Annotated in this window: 16 protein-coding genes; 10 read left to right on the top strand and 6 right to left on the bottom strand. The window is 73.2% G+C overall.

Going from position 1 to position 20,467, the window contains the following annotated elements:
- The first annotated feature begins 89 nt into the window (after nt 1-89).
- The gene (locus ACFY9V_RS28790; protein ID WP_391049409.1) at nt 90-842 is read left to right on the top strand and encodes a hypothetical protein; all 753 of its coding nucleotides are present in this window, start codon (nt 90-92) and stop codon (nt 840-842) included.
- Between the two features lie 102 nt (nt 843-944).
- Here ACFY9V_RS28790 and ACFY9V_RS28785 read toward each other — a convergent pair whose 3' ends face one another.
- A complete protein-coding gene (locus tag ACFY9V_RS28785; protein WP_355338860.1) occupies nt 945-1,787 on the bottom strand; it encodes an NmrA family transcriptional regulator in 843 nt (280 codons plus the stop codon).
- An 87-nt stretch (nt 1,788-1,874) separates the two neighbouring features.
- Complete coding sequence (locus ACFY9V_RS28780) at nt 1,875-2,603, bottom strand: GntR family transcriptional regulator (RefSeq protein ID WP_355338857.1); 729 nt, start codon at nt 2,601-2,603, stop codon at nt 1,875-1,877.
- A gap of 418 nt (nt 2,604-3,021) precedes the next feature.
- Between ACFY9V_RS28780 and ACFY9V_RS28775 the strand changes: the two genes are divergently transcribed.
- The 3 genes from ACFY9V_RS28775 (at nt 3,022) to ACFY9V_RS28765 (ending at nt 6,350) form a co-directional block, all read left to right on the top strand.
- Nucleotides 3,022-4,005, top strand: a complete 984-nt coding sequence (locus ACFY9V_RS28775; protein ID WP_391163577.1) for an acetylxylan esterase — start codon at nt 3,022-3,024, stop codon at nt 4,003-4,005.
- Between the two features lie 226 nt (nt 4,006-4,231).
- Complete coding sequence (locus ACFY9V_RS28770; protein WP_391163576.1) at nt 4,232-5,107, top strand: (2Fe-2S)-binding protein; 876 nt, start codon at nt 4,232-4,234, stop codon at nt 5,105-5,107.
- A gap of 175 nt (nt 5,108-5,282) precedes the next feature.
- Complete coding sequence (locus ACFY9V_RS28765) at nt 5,283-6,350, top strand: DUF2637 domain-containing protein (RefSeq protein WP_355338847.1); 1,068 nt, start codon at nt 5,283-5,285, stop codon at nt 6,348-6,350.
- A gap of 80 nt (nt 6,351-6,430) precedes the next feature.
- Here the strand turns inward: ACFY9V_RS28765 and ACFY9V_RS28760 are convergent, their stop codons facing one another.
- The gene (locus ACFY9V_RS28760) at nt 6,431-6,886 is read right to left on the bottom strand and encodes an ATP-binding protein (RefSeq protein ID WP_391163575.1); all 456 of its coding nucleotides are present in this window, start codon (nt 6,884-6,886) and stop codon (nt 6,431-6,433) included.
- Between the two features lie 384 nt (nt 6,887-7,270).
- Here ACFY9V_RS28760 and ACFY9V_RS28755 point away from each other — a divergent pair, with 384 nt between their 5' ends.
- A complete protein-coding gene (locus tag ACFY9V_RS28755; protein WP_391163574.1) occupies nt 7,271-10,111 on the top strand; it encodes a hypothetical protein in 2,841 nt (946 codons plus the stop codon).
- 165 nt (nt 10,112-10,276) lie between these two features.
- Here ACFY9V_RS28755 and ACFY9V_RS28750 read toward each other — a convergent pair whose 3' ends face one another.
- Together ACFY9V_RS28750 and ACFY9V_RS28745 are read right to left on the bottom strand one after the other, a co-directional pair.
- Entirely contained in the window at nt 10,277-12,019 is a 1,743-nt protein-coding gene (locus ACFY9V_RS28750) for a pyruvate dehydrogenase (RefSeq protein WP_355338838.1), read from the bottom strand.
- 86 nt (nt 12,020-12,105) lie between these two features.
- Nucleotides 12,106-15,000, bottom strand: a complete 2,895-nt coding sequence (locus tag ACFY9V_RS28745; RefSeq protein ID WP_391163572.1) for a protein phosphatase 2C domain-containing protein — start codon at nt 14,998-15,000, stop codon at nt 12,106-12,108.
- A 380-nt stretch (nt 15,001-15,380) separates the two neighbouring features.
- On the opposite strand from ACFY9V_RS28745, the gene ACFY9V_RS28740 reads away from it, so the two are divergent.
- From ACFY9V_RS28740 to ACFY9V_RS28720, 5 genes are all read left to right on the top strand, one after another.
- On the top strand, nt 15,381-16,376 hold the full coding sequence (locus ACFY9V_RS28740; protein WP_355338832.1) for a helix-turn-helix domain-containing protein: 996 nt from the start codon (nt 15,381-15,383) through the stop codon (nt 16,374-16,376).
- 243 nt (nt 16,377-16,619) lie between these two features.
- Complete coding sequence (locus tag ACFY9V_RS28735; protein WP_391049398.1) at nt 16,620-17,102, top strand: DUF456 family protein; 483 nt, start codon at nt 16,620-16,622, stop codon at nt 17,100-17,102.
- Between the two features lie 156 nt (nt 17,103-17,258).
- Nucleotides 17,259-17,645: a PPOX class F420-dependent oxidoreductase gene (locus ACFY9V_RS28730; RefSeq protein WP_355350185.1), complete on the top strand. Its 387-nt coding sequence runs from the start codon at nt 17,259-17,261 to the stop codon at nt 17,643-17,645.
- Between the two features lie 193 nt (nt 17,646-17,838).
- The gene (locus ACFY9V_RS28725) at nt 17,839-18,885 is read left to right on the top strand and encodes a LacI family DNA-binding transcriptional regulator (RefSeq protein WP_355350182.1); all 1,047 of its coding nucleotides are present in this window, start codon (nt 17,839-17,841) and stop codon (nt 18,883-18,885) included.
- Nucleotides 18,886-19,121: 236 nt separating this feature from the next.
- A complete protein-coding gene (locus ACFY9V_RS28720) occupies nt 19,122-19,259 on the top strand; it encodes a hypothetical protein (RefSeq protein WP_188282881.1) in 138 nt (45 codons plus the stop codon).
- Nucleotides 19,260-19,296: 37 nt separating this feature from the next.
- Here the strand turns inward: ACFY9V_RS28720 and rsgA are convergent, their stop codons facing one another.
- The gene (rsgA, locus tag ACFY9V_RS28715) at nt 19,297-20,445 is read right to left on the bottom strand and encodes a ribosome small subunit-dependent GTPase A (RefSeq protein WP_391163570.1); all 1,149 of its coding nucleotides are present in this window, start codon (nt 20,443-20,445) and stop codon (nt 19,297-19,299) included.
- Nucleotides 20,446-20,467: the final 22 nt, after the last annotated feature.

The raw sequence follows: 20,467 nt of genomic DNA, 5'->3' as shown, positions 1-20,467 counted from the left end.
GGCGTGGACCCCCGCGCCATGTTGGACTTCGGCCACTGCACGTAAGCAGGAACTCGCACTCGCTCGACGACGCGCTTGGGGGAGAGACTGTGGCGGAAACCGCCCTGTCGGAATCGGTGGTCGGGGAACCGGACGTATGGCGGCTGCGGGCTCGCGGCTGCTGGGCGGAGGCGGCGACACTGCTCGCGCCGTTCTGCGCCGACCACGCCGGAGCCGCGCTACGGAGGGCGGAACTGCTGGTCGAGGGGTGTTTCTACCACCTCGACGGCTGGTCCGAGGCGGAGGACGCGCTGCGCGCCGCCGAAGCGCTGGCGGGCACCGACGAGGAGCGCGGCGCCGCCGCCTCCGAACGGGGGTACCTCGCGTACGGCGCGACGCTGTTCTCCGTACGCGACCGCGCCGACGAGGCCAGCTCCGCGTTCGGCCGCGCCGCCGCGCTGCTGTCCCCCGCCTCTCCCGGCAGGCCGCTGCTGGACTTCCGGCGCGGCCTGGTCGCCGAGAACATCGCCGCCAATCCGGCTGCCGCCCGCGCCGCCTACCGCCGCGCCCACGCCGGCGCCGTCGCCCACGGCGACGTGTTCCTGACCTCCTTCACCTGGCGCCACCTCGCCGGGCTCGCCGCCGCCGACGGCGAGATCGCCGAGGCCCGGCACGGCTTCGCGGAGTCCCTCCGCATCCGCGTCTCCCTCGGGCACCTCGTCGGCACCGCCCCGGCGCTGCTCGCCCTGGCCGATGTCGAGGACGAGCCCGAGGCCGCCCGGCTCCGCCTTGAGGCCGCCCGCCTCTACGCCCTCCTGGACGGCGTCCCCACCTGGCTCGCCCCGGCCTTCACGGCGGCCTAGGGCAGGCCCCCGCCACCGGCCCCGGCGGGGCGGTTCGGTCGTCTCCGGGCACCGGCCGGTGGCGGCGGCCCGCGCGGTTGCGTTCCCCGGGGCGGCGCGGGGTCAGCCCCGGGTCCAGGCGCCTTCGGAAGCGGCCCGCAGGGCGTATTCGGTGAAGTCGCGCGGCGGACGCCCCAGGGCTTGCCGGACGCCGTCCGCGGTGTGGGCGTTGCGGCCGTCGAGGACTTCGGTGAACAGGTCGGTGAGGAGCGAGACCAGCTCGGCGGGAAGCCCGTGGGAGCCGAGCAGGGCGGCGTACTCGGCGGCCGGCAGGTGCGTGTACCGGATGTCGCGCCCCGTGGCGCGGGCGATCTCGGCGGTGGCCTCGCCGAAGGTGAGCAGGCGGGGCCCGGTGACCTCGTACACCTTCCCCTCGTGCCCCGGCGCGGTCAGCGCGGCCACGGCGACGTCCGCGACGTCCTCGGCGTCGACGAAGGGCTCGCCGACCTCACCCGCGGGCAGCGCGATCTCCCCGGCGAGCACCGGCTCCAGCAGATAGTCCTCGCTGAAGTTCTGGGCGAACCAGCTCGACCGTACGATCGTCCAGTCGGCGCCGCTGTCCTGGACGGCCCGCTCGCCGCGGAGCGCGCCCGGCTCGCCGCGGCCGGAGAGCAGGACCAGCCGCCGTACGCCCAGCTCCACGGCGAGCGCGGCGAAGGCGCCCACGTCGTCGGCGCCCTCGGGCGCGGCCAGGTCCGGGGAGTAGGCGATGTAGGCGGCGCGGACGCCGTCGAGCACCTTCGGCCAGGTCCCCCGGTCCTCCCAGAGGAACGGCGGCTCGCCCGCCCGCGAGCCGATCCGTACCCGCAACCCGTGCTCGCGCAGCCCGGCGGCGACGCGGCGGCCGGTCTTCCCGTTGCCGCCGAGGACCAGCACCGTCTCGTGTCGTGCGTCTGTCGTCGTCATGGGTCAAGCCAACGTCAGCGGCCCTCCCCGGACCATGGCCGACCCGCTCACCGGCATACGCGGGCGTCTTCGGCCGTCTCGACCGGCTCAGCCGCGGGCGGCGCCCGAGAAGTGCTCCCTGACCAGCGCCTCGACGGTGTCGGTGTCCCCCGCGACGAGAGCGTCGAGCAGTACGGCGTGCTCGGTGGCGTCGGCGAGCAGCTCCGCCGGGGCCGGGCGGGCGGCGTGCGGCGGGCGCGGGACGGCCAGCGGCCACTGGGCGCGGCGGTGCAGCTCGTCGGCGACGGAGACGAGCTGGAGGTTGCCCGACAGGCCCAGCATCGCGCGGTGGAAGGCGCGGTCGGACTCGGCGTAGGCGGCCCGGTCGCCGAGGGCGGCGGCGGTCACGGTCGCCTCGGCCAGCGGGCGCAGCGCCTCCCACTGGTCGGCGGTGACGCTGCGGGCGAGGCCGAGGACGACGGGCACCTCGAGCAGGGCGCGGATCTCGGCCAGCTCCGCCAGGTCGCGGGCGCTGCGCTCGGTGATCCGGAAGCCGCGGTTGGGCAGCACCTCGACGGCGCCCTCGCGGGCCAGCAGTTGCATGGCCTCGCGGATGGGCGTGGCGGAGACGCCGTAGCGGCCGGCGAGGGCGGGCGCGGAGTGCACGGTGCCGGGCGGCAGCTCACCGCTGACGAGCGCGTGCCGCAGCGCTCCGAGCACCTGGTCGCGTACGGACAGCCGCTCGGGCATGCGCCGCGGCGCGGGCAGCTCCGGCTGCCCGGCGTGCGGGTGGTCGCCGCGTACCTGCTCGGCGCCCCCGGGTGCGGCTCGTTCCACGCGGCGTCCCTCTCCGTACTCCGTGAGCGTGACCGGCCGTCCTGGCCGTGACCGGTGACCAGTGCCTGGTGACGCCACTCGGGTGGCGCAGTGCGGTAAGCGTAACCCGCGCCGGTGGTGTCCCCGGCCGCCCGCGCATTACCCCCGCGGGGTATCGTGCGGAGCGCCGTACGCGCGCCGGTCACCGCCCGCCGACGGGAATTCCCCGCACCGGATTCCGTGCGACGCAGTGACGTCGGACAGGTCCGACGTCAGCTTCCGGAACCACGAGTGGACTGGTCCAACGGCCTTATCCCCCAACAGCATTGGACCAGTCCGAGAGAACGGACCGGGCTGGCGGAGCCGACCGGGCGTGCGGTCTCGTTTATTCTTGTGCGACCTTGTTTACTCTCGGTTCGCTCTCGCCCATGGAGTCCGCATGGCCCTGTTCGATCTGCCCCTCGAAGAACTGCGCTCGTACCGGCCGGAGCGCCACGAGCCCGACGACTTCGACGCCTTCTGGAAGCGCACGCTCGACGAGGCGGCGCGGTCGGCTCCCGACGCCGAATTCCTGCCCGTCGACGCCGCGTTGACGGCCGTCGACGTCTTCGACACGACCTTCTCCGGCTGGGGCGGCCACCCGATATCCGCCTGGCTGGTCGTGCCGCGCGGCGCGGAGGGCCCGGTGCCGTGCGTGGTGCAGTACATCGGGTACGGCGGCGGGCGCGGCCTGCCGCACGACCATCTGGTGTGGGCCGCCACCGGCCGGGCCGTGCTGGTGGTGGACACCCGCGGCCAGGGCGCGGTGGGCCGCAACAGCGCGGGCTCGACGCCGGACCCGCACGGCGGCGGCAACCCGCAAGCCCCCGGCTTCATGACCCGCGGCATCCTGGACCCCGAGGCGTACTACTACCGCCGGGTCTTCACCGACGCCGTCCGCGCGGTGGACGTGGCGGCGGCCCATCCCGCCGTCGACGCCGCGCGGGTGTACGTGGCCGGCGGCAGCCAGGGCGGCGGCATCGCGACCGCCGCCGCCGGACTGCACCCGGGGGTCGCCGCGGCGCTGATCGACGTGCCCTTCCTGTCGCACTTCCGGCGCGCGCTGACCCTCACCGACCGGGACCCGTACCAGGAGATCGTGCTGTTCCTGGCGACCCAACGCGGCACGGACGACGACGTGTTCACGACCCTCTCGTACTTCGACGGCCTCAACTTCGCCGCCCGCGCGACGGCTCCCGCGCTGTACTCGGTGGCCCTCATGGACCAGGTCTGCCCGCCGTCGACGGTCTTCGCCTCGTACAACCACTGGTCGGGCAGCACGAAGGACATCAGCGTCTACCCCTGGAACGGCCACGAGGGCGGCTCCGCCGAACACCGCGCCACCCAGCTCCGCTGGCTCCGCGACCTGGAGGCGCAGCGGTAGCGGACCGACGCGACACGCCCGGCGCGGGCGGCGGCCGGGGCGGGCAGCGGCCAGGGCGGTCCGGAGGGGGGCGCGGGGCAGCCGGAGGGGGGCGTGCGGGCACGCCTTTCCCCCGAATGCCGTAGTGGCAAACACCCCGGCTTGCTCAAGAACCCTTCTCCATGAGTAAGGTAAGCCTTACCTCGTAACGATCTCGTGTCGCTCGAAACACCCGATGGTGAGCCGCATGCCCGTGTCCAGAATCCTGCCGCCCGCCGCACCGACCGGCTCGCCACTGACCATGGCGTACGACCGGCTCGCCGAGGCCTTCCCCGGCCTCGTCGTGACCGAGGCGACCGACGTGACCCAGCCGCTGCCGCACGGCCCCGGCTGGGTCGGGGCGCGCGAACTGGCGGACGGCGGCGCGGCGGCGGACGCCCTCACGGACACCGTCGCCGCCCAGGTCACGGCCGACCACGGCCGCCGCCCGCGGCCCGACGTGGCGGCGGCGCTGGCACTGCACCGCTACGCGTGGCCCGCGTGCCTGCTCTTCACCGTGCCGTGGTTCCTCAGCCGCCGGGTGCCGCGGCTGGCGGTCACCGACGTGTCCTTCCACCGCGCCGCGGGCCGGATGACCGTACGGCCGCGCTCCTTCGCCTGCCTGCCGGACGACCCGGCCGCGGCGCTCCCCCACGCCCGCGTCGTGCCCGACGAGGCGGCACTGCGCGACGAACTGCGGGCCGCGCTGGCCGAGCATCTCGCGCCGCTGCTGGAGGGATTCGGGCCGCGGCTGCGGCGCGGACCGCGTGCGCTGTGGGGCATGGCGACCGACGAGATCACCGAAGGGCTCTGGCGCGTGGGGACGTTGCTGGGCGAGGAGGAGCGGGCCGCGGCGGAGCTGGCCGCGCTGCTGCCCGGTGGCACTACGCCGTATGCGGGAGGCGCCGCATTCCGCGAACTGACGGTCCCGACCGGTACTGACGTACCGTCACCGCCCGTGAGCCGGACCCGGGACCGGCTCACCTGCTGCCGGTTCTATACGATCAGTCCGGCCGATGCCTGCACCACCTGCCCGCGGACCTGCGACGCGGACCGGATCAGGCGGCTGGTCTCGGCGGCCTGACGATCACGCTACGATCTCGCTCAACTGAGTTGTTGTGGCACGGAAGTTCGAGCAATCCATCCGAAGGCGTGCTCTTGGGCCATAACCTCTCCAGTCATCCGCGCTCTTCGCAAAGATGTCGCTCGTAAGCCGTCCCGCGGCCCGAGCGCGACGGAAGCGACACTAGGAATCGCACATGAGACTTACGGACATATCGCTGGACTGGGCGCTCTCGGGGGCCATCGGCCTGGTCGTCCTCGTGGCCTGCGTGCTCGTCTTCCGCAACCGCAAGGCGAGTTCGAGCAGCGCCGACGGCGCCCAGGTGGATTCGTGGGAGCGCAGTGAGGAGCGCCGTCGCCGCAAGGAGGCGATATACGGCAGCGCCTCGTACGTGCTGCTCTTCTGCTGCGCCGCCGTCGCCGCGGCCCTCTCCTTCCACGGCCTGGTCGGCTTCGGCCGGGAGAACCTCAACCTGACCGGCGGCTGGGAGTACCTGGTCCCGTTCGGCCTGGACGGCGCGGCGATGTTCTGCTCCGTGCTGGCCGTCCGTGAGGCCAGCCACGGTGACGCTGCTCTCGGCTCGCGCATGCTGGTGTGGCTGTTCGCCGGCGCCGCCGCCTGGTTCAACTGGGTGCACGCGCCGCGCGGTATCGACCACGCCGGTGCTCCGCAGTTCTTCGCCGGGATGTCGCTCTCGGCCGCGGTCCTCTTCGACCGCGCGCTGAAGCAGACCCGCCGGGCGGCGCTGCGCGAGCAGGGGCTCGTACCGCGTCCGCTGCCGCAGATCCGCATGGTGCGGTGGATGCGGGCACCGCGTGAGACGTACGCGGCCTGGTCCCTGATGCTCCTCGAAGGCGTACGCACGCTGGACGAGGCGGTCGAGGAGGTCCGGGAGGACAAGCGGGAGCGCGAGCAGAACGTGATGCGCCGCCGCGACCACGACCGGCTGGAGCGGGCGCGCGTCAAGGCGCTCAACCGGCAGCACAGGAACTGGCCGCGCGGTGGCGGCCGGGGCGGCCGTCAGGTCGAACTGCCTCCGGCGGCCAGTGCCGCGGGCGGCAGCGGCCAGGCCGCATCGGAGCCTGCCATAGAGGCCCACGCGGCCGAACTCCCCGTCCGCGCCCGTCCGGCGCTCCAGCCGGTACGCGAGGACGCCGCGGCCCCCTTCACCATCGACCTGACGGCGGAGGACGACACGATGACCCTCCCCCGGCTGGACTCCCTGGAACGCAAGCTGGAGGAAATGGAACGCCAATTCGGCTGAGCCGAAAGCCGGTTGTCGACTGCCGCCCACGGGTGGTGGGGCACGGGAGAGATACCCGGGCCCCCGCCCCGTGGGCGCTGTCACACGCGGCGGGCGTCGAGTTCGAACCAGACGACCTTGCCCTTGCCGCGTGAGTGCGCGCCCCAGGCGTCGGCCAGGGACTGCACGAGGAGCAGCCCGCGGCCCGAAGTGCCGTGGTCCTCGGGGGCGGTCGCCTGGGCCGGGAGCCTCGGGTGCCGGGCGAGGTCGTCGTAGACCTCGACGCGCAGCCGCTCCCCGGCCGTCCGCCCGGGGACGAGTGTGGCGGTGAGCACCGCCCCGTCGGTGGTGTGCTGCAGTGCGTTGGTGACCAGCTCGGTGGCGAGCAGCTCCGCCGTGTCGCAGAGCACGGGCACTCCCCAGTCCCGCAGATGCTCGCGCAGCAGGCGACGCACCTCGGCCACGGCCGGGAGGTCGGCGTGCCGCACCGTATGCCGCAGTATCTGCCCCGTGATGTCCGTCTGATCCCCCAGTTCCCCTGCTTCGGGCTCTTCCATGGCCCCGCTCCGGTCGCCGCCGCGATTCCCCGGTCGAACTTTCTTGCCGATAGGCATTCCCAGCCCCACAGGTTCCAGTCCTGCGCGCGTGATCCCCTGATGTGTCCCGGATGCGCGCAGCCGACGTCACATCGGAGGTCTGCGGATCGCGCCGCCGCCGTCGCGGATTCTCAACCCGGGCAGGCACTCTGACCTCCACTCCCTGAAGAGGTCCGATGTATAGCCGAGTCGGCGTTGTGAAAATCCTTGACACTACGCGGTCACGGCCTCCACTCTGTGGCGCACTCATCCCATGTGTCTCTTGGGTGTTGCGCCTGTGTTGTCGTCCCGTTGCCTCGGGAGGGGCCCGTGTACTCACCGCAAGGAAAACTCGGACGTCGGCGAATGATCCGACCACCCGCGCTCGTCACCACCGCACTTCTGGCGGCGGGCCTGCTCACCGCGGGCCTGCTCGTCCCCGCCGCCGCCCCGCCGGCCGCGGCGGCGACCGCGACCACGGCCTGGCAGAACGGCGGCTTCCATGTCGACACCCCCAATGTGATCCGGCGCTCGAACATCGTGCTCGGCTCGCCGAACACCGCCGCCGCGCAGTCGCTGCCGCTGGGCAACGGCTCGCTGGGCGCCGCCGCCTGGGCCGCGGGCGGCTTCACCGCGCAGCTCAACCGCGCCGACACCCTGCCGGGCCGCAAGTCCCCGGGCCAGGTGCAGATTCCGGGCCTGTCCGCGCTGACGAACGCGAGCGACTTCAAGGGCTCGCTGGACGTCTACACCGGTGTGCTCACCGAGTCCGGCGGCGGCATGACCCTCAAGTCCTGGGTGTCGGCGACCAAGGACGAACTGATCGTGGACGTCACCGGCGCCGATCCGGGCGCCCAGCAGACCGCGACGCTGAGCCTGTGGTCGGGCCGCGGTCCGCAGGCCGCCGTCTCGGGCACCGTCGGCACGCTGGCCGAGACCTGGGTGGACAACCAGGAGGCGGGCTCCTCGGGCCGTACCTTCGGCTCGCTGGCCGCGCTCTCCGCGGGCGGTCGCAATGTCACCGCCTCGGTGGTCAACTCCACCCAGGTGAAGGTCGCGTTCACCCCCAACGCCGACGGCTCCTACCGGGTGATCCTCGGCGCCCCGACCTGGACCGGCGGCAACGCGGCGACCACCGCCGCGAATCTGCTCGGCTCCGACGCGACCGCCGCCGAGTCCTCGCTGCTGTCCTCCCAGCAGTCCTGGTGGTCCGGCTTCTGGGCCAACTCCGGTGTCCTTGAGGCGAATTCGGCCGACGGCACCGCGCAGTACATGGAGACGCTGCGCACCTTGTACCTGTACATGGAGGCCGCCTCGATGCGCGGCACCGTGCCGGGCAGCCAGGCGGGCGTCGCCGACATGTTCAACTTCGGCCAGGACCACCAGAACTGGACGCCGTCCGCGACCTGGCTGTGGAATCTGCGCACCCAGATCTCCGCGAACACCAGCAGCGGCAACTTCGCGCTGAACATCCCGATCTTCAACCTCTACCAGAACAACCTGGCCGCCATCGAGGCGTGGACCAAGCAGCAGATGGGCGGCACACCGGGCGCCTGCGTCCCCGAGGTCATGCGGTTCAACGGCAACGGCGGCGACCCCGGCAACGGCGCCAACGCGGCGTGCAGCCAGCCGGGCAGCCCCAACTGGAACGCCCTGAACATCACCTCGGGCGCCGAGATCAGCCTGTTCATCTGGCAGCAGTACCTGGCCACCGGCGACATCAACTTCCTGCGCACGTACTACCCGTTGCTGAAGTCGTCGGCGACCTTCCTGCTCAACTACCAGAAGGTCGGCTCGGACGGGAAGCTGCACGCGGTCGCCAACGCGCACGAGACGCAGTGGGCGGTGCAGGACCCGACGACCGACCTGGCCGCGGACGCCGCGCTCTTCCCCGTGGTGATCAAGGCGGCGCAGCTCCTCAACACCGGGGACACCGCGCTAATCTCGCAACTGACCACCGCGCAGGGCCAGATACCGGCGTGGGCGCGTACCGACTACGGCCGTACGCAGGTGCTGCCGCCGTCGGCGGACGCGTCGAACAACGACATCATCGCGTACTCGTACCAGCCGACCGCGCAGATCAGGAACAGCGAGAACATCGACCTGGAGCCGGTGTGGCCGTACAACCTGGTCACCGACGACCCGGGGTCGCTGCGGGACCTGGCGGTGCGCTCGTACAACCACCGGGCGGTGACCGGGGGCAACGACTGGAGCATGGACGCGATCGACGCGGCCAGGCTCGGGCTGGCCAGTGAGGTCGCGGCGAGGCTGACGTCGATCACCCAGAGCCACCAGGTGTACATCAACGGGCTGGCCGACCTCGGCAACACCGTCGGCACGGAGGCGTACATCGAGCAGGCGTCCGGTGTCGCGACCGCGCTGAACGAGGCGCTGGTGCAGGACTACGACGGGCTGCTGCGGATCGCCCCGGCCTGGCCGGCCGGCTGGGACGCGGCGGGCACGGTCTCGGTGCAGGGCAACACCAAGGTGGACGTGCAGGTCCAGAACGGCACCCCGGTCACGGTCGCCATCCAGGCCGGGTCGTCGCAGACCATGCGCGTGCGCAACCCCTGGCCGGGTCAGTCGGTGCAGGTGGTGAACGGTTCGAGCAACGCCGTCGTGGTCGCGCCGACCACCGCGGGCACCTTCAATGTGCCGGTCGCCTCGGGGCAGTCGTACCTCGTCGAGCCGGTGGCCGCGCCGACCACGGCGCTGCCCTACGCGCAGGTCTCCGGCTCCCCCGCCACCGCCGCCAAGCACCTGGGCAATGTGCAGATCGGTCTGGACGGCGGCGGCACCGCGCCCGGCGGCGGCACGGTGGTCTCGCTGCGCGCGCACGCCAACGGCCAGTACGTGACGGCGGACAACGCGGGCGCGGCGCCGCTGATCGCCAACCGTACGGCCATCGGGCCCTGGGAGCAGTTCGACGAGATCGACCAGGGCGGCGGTTGGATCGCGCTGCGCGCGCACGCCAACAACAAGTACGTGACGGCCGACAACGCGGGCGCCGCCCCGCTGCTCGCCAAGGTCAACGCGGTCGGCACCTGGGAGCAGTTCCAGCTCGTGCGCAACGGCGACGGGAGCGTCAGCCTGCGGGCGCGGGTCAACAACCAGTACGTGACGGCCGAGAACGGGGGCGCGGCGGCGCTGATCGCGAATCGGGCGGCCATCGGGCAGTGGGAGGAGTTCGATCTGATCCAGAGTTGACTGCTTTTCCTCCGTCGGCCCCCTGTTCCGTCCCGCGGTACCCGTACAGCGACGGCTGATTGTCCGGGCACCGCTGGACCGGGACGGGGGGGTCGAGCCGGTGGAAGGTGCCGGTCGGGGTGTGCCGGAGGGCGCGGTCCTGGGTCACAACGGAGCCGAACGGGGCTACGGGCGCGGCACGTTGCGCAGATTGGAGCGCGCGAGCTGCACCATCTTGCCGACGCCGCCGTCCAGTACGACCTTGCCCACCGACAGCGCGAAGCCGCCGATCTGCTCGCCGGTGATCTTCGGCGGGATGGACAGGGCGTGCGGGTCGGTCACGACGTCGACCAGGGCGGGCCCCTTGTGCCGGAAGGCGCCGCGCAGCGCGTCCCGCAGGTCCTTGGGCTTCTCGACCCGGACGCCGTAGGCCCCGGCGGCGTTGGCGATGGCCGCGAAGTCCGGGTTGTGGTTGGTGGTGCCGTACGCGGGCAGGCCCTCGACCATCATCTCCAGCTCGACCATGCCGAGCGAGGAGTTGTTGAACAGCACGACCTTGACGGGGAGTTCGTACTGGACGAGCGTCAGGAAGTCGCCCATCAGCATGGTGAAGCCGCCGTCGCCCGACATCGACACCACCTGCCTGCGGCGGTCGAGGAACTGCGCGCCGATCGCCTGCGGCAGCGCGTTCGCCATCGAGCCGTGCGTGAAGGAGCCGATGACGCGGCGCTTGCCGTTGGGCGTCAGATAACGCGCCGCCCACACATTGCACATGCCGGTGTCGACGGTGAACACCGCGTCGTCCGCGGCCTCTTCGTCGAGCACGGACGCCACGTACTCCGGGTGGATCGGCACGTGCTTGTCGACCTTGCGGGTGTACGCCTTCACGACGCCTTCCAGCGCGTCGCTGTGCTTCTTCAGCATCCGGTTGAGGAATTTGCGGTCGGACTTCTCCCGCACCTTCGGCGTCAGGCAGCGCAGCGTCTCGCCGACGTCGCCCCACACCGCCAGGTCCAGCTTCGAGCGGCGCCCGAGGTGCTCGGGCCGCACGTCGACCTGCACGATCGTCACGTCGTCCGGCAGGAAGGCGTTGTACGGGAAGTCGGTGCCGAGCAGGATCAGCAGGTCGCACTCGTGCATCGCCTCGTACGCGGCGCCGTAGCCGAGCAGACCGCTCATGCCGACGTCGTACGGATTGTCGTACTGGATCCACTCCTTGCCGCGCAGGGCGTGGCCGACCGGGGCCTTGACGCGTTCGGCGAAGGCCATCACCTCGTCGTGCGAGCCCGCGGTGCCGCTGCCGCAGAACAGGGCGACCTTGTTGGCGCCGTTGACGAGCCGGGCGAAGACGTCGAGTTCCGCGTCGCCGGGGCGGACGGTGGGGCGGCGGGTGACCAGGGCGTGCTCGATGCTGCGCTGCGGCGCGGTCTGGGCGGCGATGTCGCCCGGCAGGCTGATGACGCTGACGCCGCCGCGGCCCACCGCGTGCTGGATGGCGGTCTGGAGGACCCGCGGCATCTGCGCCGGGTTGGAGATCAGCTCGCTGTAGTGGCTGCACTCGCGGAAGAGCTGGTCGGGGTGGGTCTCCTGGAAGTAGCCGGTGCCGATCTCGCTGCTGGGGATGTGCGAGGCGAGCGCCAGCACCGGGGCCATCGAGCGGTGCGCGTCGTACAGGCCGTTGATCAGGTGCAGATTGCCGGGGCCGCAGGAACCCGCGCAGGCCGCGAGCTTGCCGGTGAGCTGGGCCTCCGCGCCCGCCGCGAAGGCCGCGACCTCCTCGTGGCGTACGTGCACCCATTCGATGGAACGGTTGCGGCGTACGGCGTCCACGACGGGGTTGAGGCTGTCGCCCACCACCCCGTACACGCGCTGTACGCCCGCGCGCACCAGCACGTCGATGAACTGCTCGGCCACGGTCTGCTTCGCCATCGGGCCCACCTGTCCTCGTCGGTGACTCCTCTCATCTCACCGGGAAGTGGGTGGCCCCGCATCCGGGAGCGCCGGGGCGCGCCCGGTCACGCGTCCCAGACGGTCACCGCCGTCCGGTCGTCGGCGTAGCCCTTGACGCGGGTCTGGGCGTCGGCCAGATACGCGGCCATGCCGGGCGGTCCCGCGCCCCAGCGGCCTGCCAGGTGGACGGCCAGCGCGGGCTCGCCGCGCAGCGGTTCCGCGAGGCCGCCGCTGCACATCACCAGCGCGTCGCCGGGCTGCGCGACGGTGGCCCGGAAGCGGAACGGCGCCGCCGTCTCGTCCGGCGCCAGGTCCAGGTCCTGCCAGGTGTCGTCCCTGATCCGGAACAGTCCGCCGTCGCCGACGCCGAAGAACAGCCGGGTCCGGCACTCCGGGTCCGCGGGCAGCAGCAGACAGCGCAGCGAGGCGGTGTACGTGCCCTCGTCCAGGCCCAGGTCCTCGCCGCGGGCCCGCAGGCGTCCGTAGCAACGGTCGGTCAGCCGGTGCAGGCCCGACTTGAGCGAGCCTCTGCGGGCCGCGCGCAGGTCGTCAGAGAGCCGGTTCCTGCTCCGGCCGACCGCGCCCGCGATCCACCGCACCGCGTCCTGCGCCGCCTTGTGCGCGTCGTCCGCCGCGCGGGCGCCGCTGGCCATCGCGACCAGCAGCAGCGCCTCGTCGCCGCTGCCGAAGCGGGCCGTGAGCAGGGCGTCCCTGCGGGGCTGGCCCCGGTACCGCGCCGAGTCGCCGCGCAGCGACACCGTCCGGACCGTCATGCGGCCGTACCGCGCGCCGTCCAGCACCGTGTCCGCCACCAGGGCGCCGAGGTCGTCCGGTTCCGCCTCCGGCCACGCGGTCGGCTCCGCCGCGTACGTCGGCGGTCCCCCGCCCACCACCTCCGGCTCCGCGACCTCGTCGCGCGCCCCCACCGCCGCCACCCACCCGGGCGGCAGCTCCGGCGCCCACCGCACCTCCCCTTCCACGAACGCCGTCTCCCGCCCCCACCCCGCCGCCGACCCGGCCGCCTTCCCTGCGCCCTCGGTCGCCCCGGTCCCGGCGTCGGCACCGTCCCGCTCCCCCGCCTGCCCCTTCCGCCCGCCGACCGGCACGCCGACGACCGCGGGCCCCGCCCACGGACGGCGGGGCTCGACCGAAGCGGACGGCTGCGGGGGATTGGGCTGATCGGGCCCCGGTACGTCGGACTCGCCCGGCACCGCCGGGACAGACTCGGCGTCAGCCGCCTGCGAAGGGCGTGACGGATCGGGTTCCGGCTCGACCGGTTCGGCCTCGGCCGCAGGCGTCTCCGGAGAAGGACCCGGCTGGGCCGGTGCCTCCGGAGAAGGACCCGGCTGATCGTTCTGCGCTGCGGTCGGCACACCCACGGCAGTCGGACCCACCCAGGGAAGGCGGGGCTCGGCCGGGGCGGACTGCTGCGGGGGGCTCGGCTGATCGGGCTCCGGTACGGCGGGCGGCGGGGCCGCCCAGGAGCGATCGACCTCCGCCCCGGGCGGGACAGCCCAGGGAGAGCCGGGCTCCGGGGAGGCGGTGGGGGCCTCCCGGTCGGCCGGGACAGGCGCGGCGTCAGCCGCCTGCGGGGAGGGACCCGACTGGGCGGACTCCGCCTCGGTCGGGGGGACCCACGGGCGGCGGGGCTCGGGCGGGGCGGACGGCTGCGGGGGAATGGGCTGGGCGGGCTCGTCCGGTGTCGCAGGGGCGGGTGGTTGGGCCGCCGAAGGGGAACGACCGGGGGCAGGTCCGGGCGGGGCGGTCTGCGGGCTCGGGGGTGCGCTCGGCGTGGTCGGGGCGGGCGGCCAGGGGTAGTTGGGGTCCGCCGCGCCGGTCGGGGCGGTAAGCGGGCGGTGGGGCTCGGCCTCGGGGCGGTCCGGCTCGGGGGTGGCCCAGGAGTTGTCGGAGGGGGGCGGCTCGGGCGCGGGGCGGCGGGCTGCCAGGAGTTGGTCGAGCGCCGAGTCGTTCGGCGACGGCGGTCCGGAATCGTCCGGCTCGGCCGGTGCCGGTTCGGCCGGTGCCGGTTCGGCCGTCTCGGGGGTCGGGGCCTGCCAGGCGGTGCGGGGCCAGAGGGCAGGCTCGTCCGGGGAAGCGGGCGGGGGGTCCTCGACGGCGAAGGTCGGGGTGGCCGACCACGCGTCCCACGAGGCTCCGGGCGTATCGCCCTCCGGCGCCTCCGGCTCTTCGGCGACGGGCTCCGGCGCCGGTGCCGGCTCGGGGGCGGCCGAAGGTGAGCGGGTCCACCAGGAGTCGGACGCGGGGCGCGGCGCCTCGCGGGGCTCCGGGGCGGGGGCCGACGGCTCGGGGCGTTCCGCGAAGGTGGGAGCGGACGACCAGGCGTCCCAAGGGCGTTGCTCCGGCCGAGGCGGCGGAGTGGGCTCGGGCGCGGCGGCCTCCGGAGTCTCTTCCGGTGGCGGCGGCGCCGTGCCGAAGGTCGGCTCGGCCGACCAGGCGTCCCACGCGGGAGCGTCATCGACCGGCGGCGCGTCCGGCGCGGCGATCGACGGCTTGGCGGGTGGTTCGGCCGAGGACTCGACCGGCGGCTCGGCCGGCCGCTCGGCTGGCACCACGTCGGCCGGCACCACGTCGACCGGCACCACGTCGACCGGCACCACGTCGACCGGCACCTCGGGCGACGCGTCCTGCTGAGCCGGAATCGACACCGAAGCGGGCTCCGGAGCCGAGACCGGCACCGTGGTCGGGACCGGCGCCGGAGGCGCACCCGGTGTGCGCGGCGGCCCCGGCCAGGAAGGGGGCGGAGGCGGCGGAGTGGGCCGACGCAGTCGCAACGTGTCGGCGGCCGGCGTCGGCGGCGGAGGCGCCACCGCGTCCAGCGCCGTATCGAAGTGCGCGTCGACGGAATCCGGCGTGGCGGACGGCGTGGCCGCGTCGTCGTCGTACAACTGACGCCACCAGTCGTCCTCTTGGCTGCTGTGGGAGTCCCCCTGCTGGCTCATGCCCTTATTGTCCACCGCACGGGCCGCCGGGAAACGTGGAACCGCCGGGCCGGCCCCGCCCCCACAGCAGGGCCGCCCGGCGGAGTCGCCGTCCCCGGCCGGGACCTCGGGAAAGATCCTCCGGGGACCGCACCGAGACCTTCGGACGCGTCCGGAGACTTCTTGCGGGGGCTGCCACGGACACCGTCCCCGGCGCCCTCCGTCCCGACTCCCGCGAAGCCACCGGAAAGCTCCCCGTGAAGCTCTCCGTCAAGCTCTCCGCAAAGCTCGGTGTCGATCACACTGGCAGAGCGGACCTGCGGGAGTACAAGATGACCAAGGCGGGAAACCGCCGTGGCTCATTTCCGCCACCGTCACCATCACCGCAGGGAGGGGGCTCCGTGCTCGGCGCCATCGGTCTGGACGAAGTGCAGGAATCGGCCTACCGGGCGCTGGTCGGCCTGGGCGCGGCCGAGGTCGGCGACCTGTCGCACCGCCTCGGGCTGAACGAGGAGGACGCGGGCCGCATCCTGCGCAGGCTGGAGGGGCACGGGCTGGTCGCGCAGTCGTCGGCGCGGCCCGGCCGCTGGGTCGCCGCGCCACCGGCCGTGGCGCTGTCGGCGCTGCTGACCCGGCAGCGGCACGAGTTGGAGCAGGCGGAGCTGGCCGCCGCCGTCCTGGCCGCCGAGTTCCGCGCGGAGGCGACGGAACCGGCCGTGCACGACCTGGTCGAGGTGGTCACCGGCGCCAACGCGGTGGCGCAGCGCTTCCTGCAACTCCAGTTCGGCGCGGAGAGCGAGGTCTGCGCCCTGGTCACCGACCGCCCGGTGGCCATCACCGGGACGGAGAACGACGCCGAGCAGGAGGCGTCCCGACGCGGCGTCACGTACCGCGTGGTGCTGGAACGTTCCGTCGTGACGAGCCCGAGCGGTTTCACGGAGGTGTCCGCCGCGCTCGGCAGGAACGAACAGGTGCGGGTGGTGGACCGGGTGCCGACCAAACTGGTGGTGGCCGACCGGTCGTTGGCGATGGTGCCGCTGACCCGCCGCCTCGCCCAGCCCGCCGCGCTGGTCGTGCACGCCAGCGGGCTGCTGGAGTCGCTGATGGGGCTGTTCGAGGGAGTGTGGCGGCAGGGGATGCCGCTGAGCCTGGACGGGACGGGCACCGTGGCCGAGGAGTCCCCCGAAGCGCCGGACAGCACCGACCTGCGCATCCTCTCGCTGCTGCTGGCCGGTCTGACGGACGCCTCGGCGGCCAAGCAGCTCGACCTCGGGCTGCGCACCGTGCAGCGCCGGGTCAAACGGCTGATGGAGATCGCCGAGGTCACCACCCGCCTCCAGCTCGGCTGGCACGCCTACGAACGCGGCTGGGTGGCGCGCGGCGACACGGACGTATGAGCGCGGGGCCGTACGCGGCGGCCGGTGACCGGTGGCCGGGCCGACGGTCCCGCCGGTCCCGCCGGAAGGGTGAGCGCGCCACCGGACGGTTGACGGCGCGGCGGACCGACGACGTCCCCACGGCGTACGGACGGCGTACGAGCGGCGTACGCGAGTGGTCCTGCGGGTCTCGGACAGGTCTCGCCTTGCGCCCCGAGGGTGATCCGCCCGGCGGACGGGCGCTTCATCGGGCAGGGTGGGCTCATGGGGACCGCACAGGTGTGCCTGATCGGCGCGGTGATGCTGCTCGGACTCGTCGGTGTGCTGGCCCCCGGCGTGCCGGGGACGCTGCTCTGCTGGGCCGCCGTCATGTGGTGGGCGACGCAGGAGCACACGAGCCTGACCTGGGGCGTACTGGCCGGGGCGACCGGTCTGCTGGCCGTCGTCCAGGTGGTGGTGTGGCTGCTCCCGGCGCGCCGGATCCGCGATTCGGGCATCACCTGGCACACCGTGCTGGTCGCGGGCTCCTTCGCCATCGCCGGTTTCTTCCTGATCCCGGTGGTGGGCGCGGTCCTCGGCTTCGTCGGCACGATCTACGCGACCGAGCGCGTACGCCTCGGCGGCCACCGCGCCGCCTGGACCGCGACCCGCACCGCGATGCGCGCGGTGGGCGGCTCCGTCCTGGTCGAACTCCTGGCGTGCCTCGTCGTGGCGGGCGCGTGGCTGGGCGCGGTGATCGCGGGCTGACCGGCACCCGGCCCCGCGCTCAGGGGGAGACGTACGGGGTGTGCGGTCGTACGGACATACGTATGGCCGTACGACCGCGCGTCCCCACTCGGCCTAGGTCCTGGATAGGTCAAAGGTCCAATGGCCCGGTGTGCTCACCCGTGTGAGGGTGAGGGCATGGCGATCAAGACACCCAGGACAGCGCTGACCGAGGCCGAGCTGCGCTATCTGCGCACGCAGCGCCTCGGGCGGCTGGCGACCGTGGACGCGCAGGGCCGTCCGCAGGCCAATCCGGTCGGCTACTTCCTGCGCCCGGACGGCACGGTCGACATCGGCGGCTACACGATGGGCGCCACGAAGAAGTGGCGCAATGTGGCGGCGAACCACTACGTGTCGCTGGTCGTGGACGACATCGCGGGCACCGACCCGTGGACGGTGCGCGGGGTCGAGATCCGCGGCACCGCCGAGCAGGTCGTGGGCCCGCACGACCTCGGCGCGCAGATGAGCGACGAGTTGATCCGGATCCACCCGTACTCGATCATCGGCTGGGGCCTGGAGGACTGACCCCGCGCGCCGGACCTCGCCGGGCGTCGCTCGCACCACCGTCGCCCGGCCCGCACAAGGCGCACACACGGCACACCCGTCTCACCTGCCGAACCGACACGGAGAGCGCTCTCACGCCCCGCCGGGGGACCCGTTACGCTGTGCGCGTACCGGCCCCCGGTTTTCTGTTATTTCCGCGTGAAGGAGACGTCCCTTGTCCGACCCGAGCTTCGCGCCGCGTCCTACGCTGGAGGCCGTCGCCGCGCGGGCCGGGGTGTCGCGTGCCACCGCCTCGCGGGTGGTCAACGGCAGCGAAGGGGTACGGGCGCCGCTGGTGGAGCGGGTCCGCAAGGCCGTGGACGAGCTGGGGTATGTGCCCAATCAGGCGGCCCGCACGTTGGTGACGCGGCGCAATGACGCCATCGCGGTGGTGGTCGCCGAGCCGGAGACGCGGTTCTTCACCGACCCGTTCTTCGCGCAGCAGGTGCGCGGGATCAGCAAGGAACTCACCGCGCGGGACAACCAGTTGGTGCTGCTGTTGACCGAAGGGGCCGCCGATTACGAGCGGGTCGGCCGTTATCTGGCGGGCGGACACGTCGACGGCGCGCTGATCTTCTCGCTGCACACCGACGACTCGCTGCCCGTGCTGGCCCGCAGGGCCGGAGTGCCCACGGTGATCGGCGGGCGGCCCGGCTGGACCGACTTCGACAGCGACCACGGCACGTTGTACGTGGACTGCGACAACCGGGGCGGCGCACGGGACGCGGTACGGCACCTGCTGAGGATCGGCCGCCGCCGGATCGCCCACATCGCGGGGCCACTTGACCAGACGGCGTCGGTGGACCGGCTGGACGGGTTCCGTGACGTGCTGCCGGAGACCGACCCGCGGATGATCGCCGAGGGCGACTTCACCCCGGAAGGCGGCGCCCGCGCCATGGCCGAACTCCTCCAGCGCTGCCCCGACCTGGACGCCGTCTTCGCCGCCTCCGACGTCATGGCCTCCGGCGCCCTGCGCGTCCTGCGCACCTCAGGACACCGCGTCCCCGACGACATCGCCGTCGTCGGCTTCGACGACATGGTCTCCGTCGCCGAATGGACCGACCCGCCCCTGACCACCGTCCGCCAGGACATCGAGGAAATGGGCCGCCTCATGGCCCGCCTCCTCCTGCGCGCGGTGGCGCCGCCGACGGGCCCGCAGAGCGTTCCCGCCCTGTCCTCCATCGTCACGCCGACGCACCTCGTGGTCCGCGCCTCCGCCTGAGCGCCGAATCCCGGCCCGAGCACCACACTTCCCCCTGAGCGCCGCACCGCGCCCGTCCGAGGGCACTCGGCACCGCCCGACTCCGCCTGACATACCGTCACTTCATCGGATCGAACCCACGCGCGAACACCGGTCCCCCACCTGTGGGTTGGGAACGTCGGGCGAAGGGAAGGTCACGAACAGGTAGCGAAGGTGAGGGCACGGTGAAGGCCGTGCCGGAGGCGAGGAGGTCCGACATGGCATACAGCGTGATTCTCGGCGTCGTGATCGTCGTGCTCGTGGTCGCCTGTGTCGTCGGCTCGTTCTGGAGTGCGGGCAGCCCGATCGCGGTGCGGCGCCGCCACCAGCAGGGTCCTGGCGGCGGCGCCGGATAGGGTCCGCACCCGTACGGTCGGCCGTACGGGACCGGGTTCAGGACCGGCGGCGGTGGCCGCCGCCCCCGCCGCGCTTGCGCTCGTACATCTCCCGGCCCGCCGCGGTCCGTTGCTTCCACTCGCGCCGCATCTCGGAGCGCAGCCGCTGGTCGGTGCGTGAGGCGATCCACGCGTTCTCGCGCAGCAGCTTGCGGTAACTCTCCAGACGGCGGTGCTGCAAGGTGCCGTCCTCCAGCGCGGCCAGGACGGCGCAGCCCGGCTCCGACTGGTGCGAGCAGTCCTGGAAGCGGCAGTCGCGGGCCAGTTGCTCGATCTCGGAGAACACCTGGTGGAGCCCGGACTCCGCGTCCCACAGGCCGACCCCGCGCAGCCCCGGCGTGTCGATCAGCACCCCGCCCTGCGGCATCGGCAGCAGGTCACGCGTGGTCGTGGTGTGCCGGCCCTTGCCGTCGGAGTCCCTGGTGGCCTGCACCTCCTGCGCTTCGCGCCCCAACAGGGCGTTGGTGAGCGTGGACTTGCCCGCGCCCGACTGGCCGAGCAGCACCGAGGTGCCGCCCGCCAGCAGCTCCGACAGCGCCTCGATCCCCTCCCCGGTCGTGGCGCTCACCACCAGGACCGGCACTCCGGGCGCCGCCGATTCGGCGTCCTCCAGCAGATAGGTGGTGTCCGGCACGAGGTCCGCCTTGGTCAGCGCGACCACCGGTTGCGCGCCGCTCTCCCAGGCCAGGGAGAGGAAGCGTTCGAGGCGCCCCAGATCGAGGTCGGCCGCCAGCGACACCGCGATCACCGCGTGGTCGATATTGGCCGCGAGCACCTGGCCCTCGGAGCGCTTGGACGACGCCGACCGTACGATCGCGGTCCTGCGCGGCAGCAGCGCCCGTACCGACGGGCCCTTCGGCTGCGCCGGGTCCGGGTCGAACGCCGCCCAGTCCCCGGTGCACGCCACGAGCATCGGATCCGGCGAGTGCACCGGATCGGTGTCGGCGCGGACCGTCAGCAGACCGTCCGCGCCGTCGGGGACGACGACGTCGCACATCCCCCGGTCGACCCGCACGATCCGCGCGGGCACCAGTCCGTCCGCCGCGTACGCCGAGAAGGCGTCGTCCAGCAGCGAGTCCCAGCCGTACGGGACGAGTGAGGACCAAGAGGAGGACGACGACGAGAAGGAAGAAGACGAGAAAGACAAGGGAAACCCTTCCAACAGGGCC

It is taken from the genome of Streptomyces sp. NPDC008317 (assembly GCF_042955955.1).
Classification (GTDB): Bacteria; Actinomycetota; Actinomycetes; order Streptomycetales; family Streptomycetaceae; genus Actinacidiphila.
This window is presented reverse-complemented; position numbering and strand designations above follow the sequence as displayed.

What these genes read in the sequence shown, in the direction of transcription:
- ACFY9V_RS28785 (WP_355338860.1), bottom strand. Translation starts at nt 1,787, where the DNA reads ATGACGACGACAGACGCACGACACGAGACGGTGCTGGTCCTCGGCGGC.
- ACFY9V_RS28775 (WP_391163577.1), top strand. Translation starts at nt 3,022, where the DNA reads ATGGCCCTGTTCGATCTGCCCCTCGAAGAACTGCGCTCGTACCGGCCG.
- ACFY9V_RS28770 (WP_391163576.1), top strand. Translation starts at nt 4,232, where the DNA reads ATGCCCGTGTCCAGAATCCTGCCGCCCGCCGCACCGACCGGCTCGCCA.
- ACFY9V_RS28765 (WP_355338847.1), top strand. Translation starts at nt 5,283, where the DNA reads ATGAGACTTACGGACATATCGCTGGACTGGGCGCTCTCGGGGGCCATC.
- ACFY9V_RS28760 (WP_391163575.1), bottom strand. Translation starts at nt 6,886, where the DNA reads ATGGAAGAGCCCGAAGCAGGGGAACTGGGGGATCAGACGGACATCACG.
- ACFY9V_RS28755 (WP_391163574.1), top strand. Translation starts at nt 7,271, where the DNA reads ATGATCCGACCACCCGCGCTCGTCACCACCGCACTTCTGGCGGCGGGC.
- ACFY9V_RS28750 (WP_355338838.1), bottom strand. Translation starts at nt 12,019, where the DNA reads ATGGCGAAGCAGACCGTGGCCGAGCAGTTCATCGACGTGCTGGTGCGC.
- ACFY9V_RS28745 (WP_391163572.1), bottom strand. Translation starts at nt 15,000, where the DNA reads ATGAGCCAGCAGGGGGACTCCCACAGCAGCCAAGAGGACGACTGGTGG.
- ACFY9V_RS28735 (WP_391049398.1), top strand. Translation starts at nt 16,620, where the DNA reads ATGGGGACCGCACAGGTGTGCCTGATCGGCGCGGTGATGCTGCTCGGA.
- ACFY9V_RS28730 (WP_355350185.1), top strand. Translation starts at nt 17,259, where the DNA reads ATGGCGATCAAGACACCCAGGACAGCGCTGACCGAGGCCGAGCTGCGC.
- ACFY9V_RS28720 (WP_188282881.1), top strand. Translation starts at nt 19,122, where the DNA reads ATGGCATACAGCGTGATTCTCGGCGTCGTGATCGTCGTGCTCGTGGTC.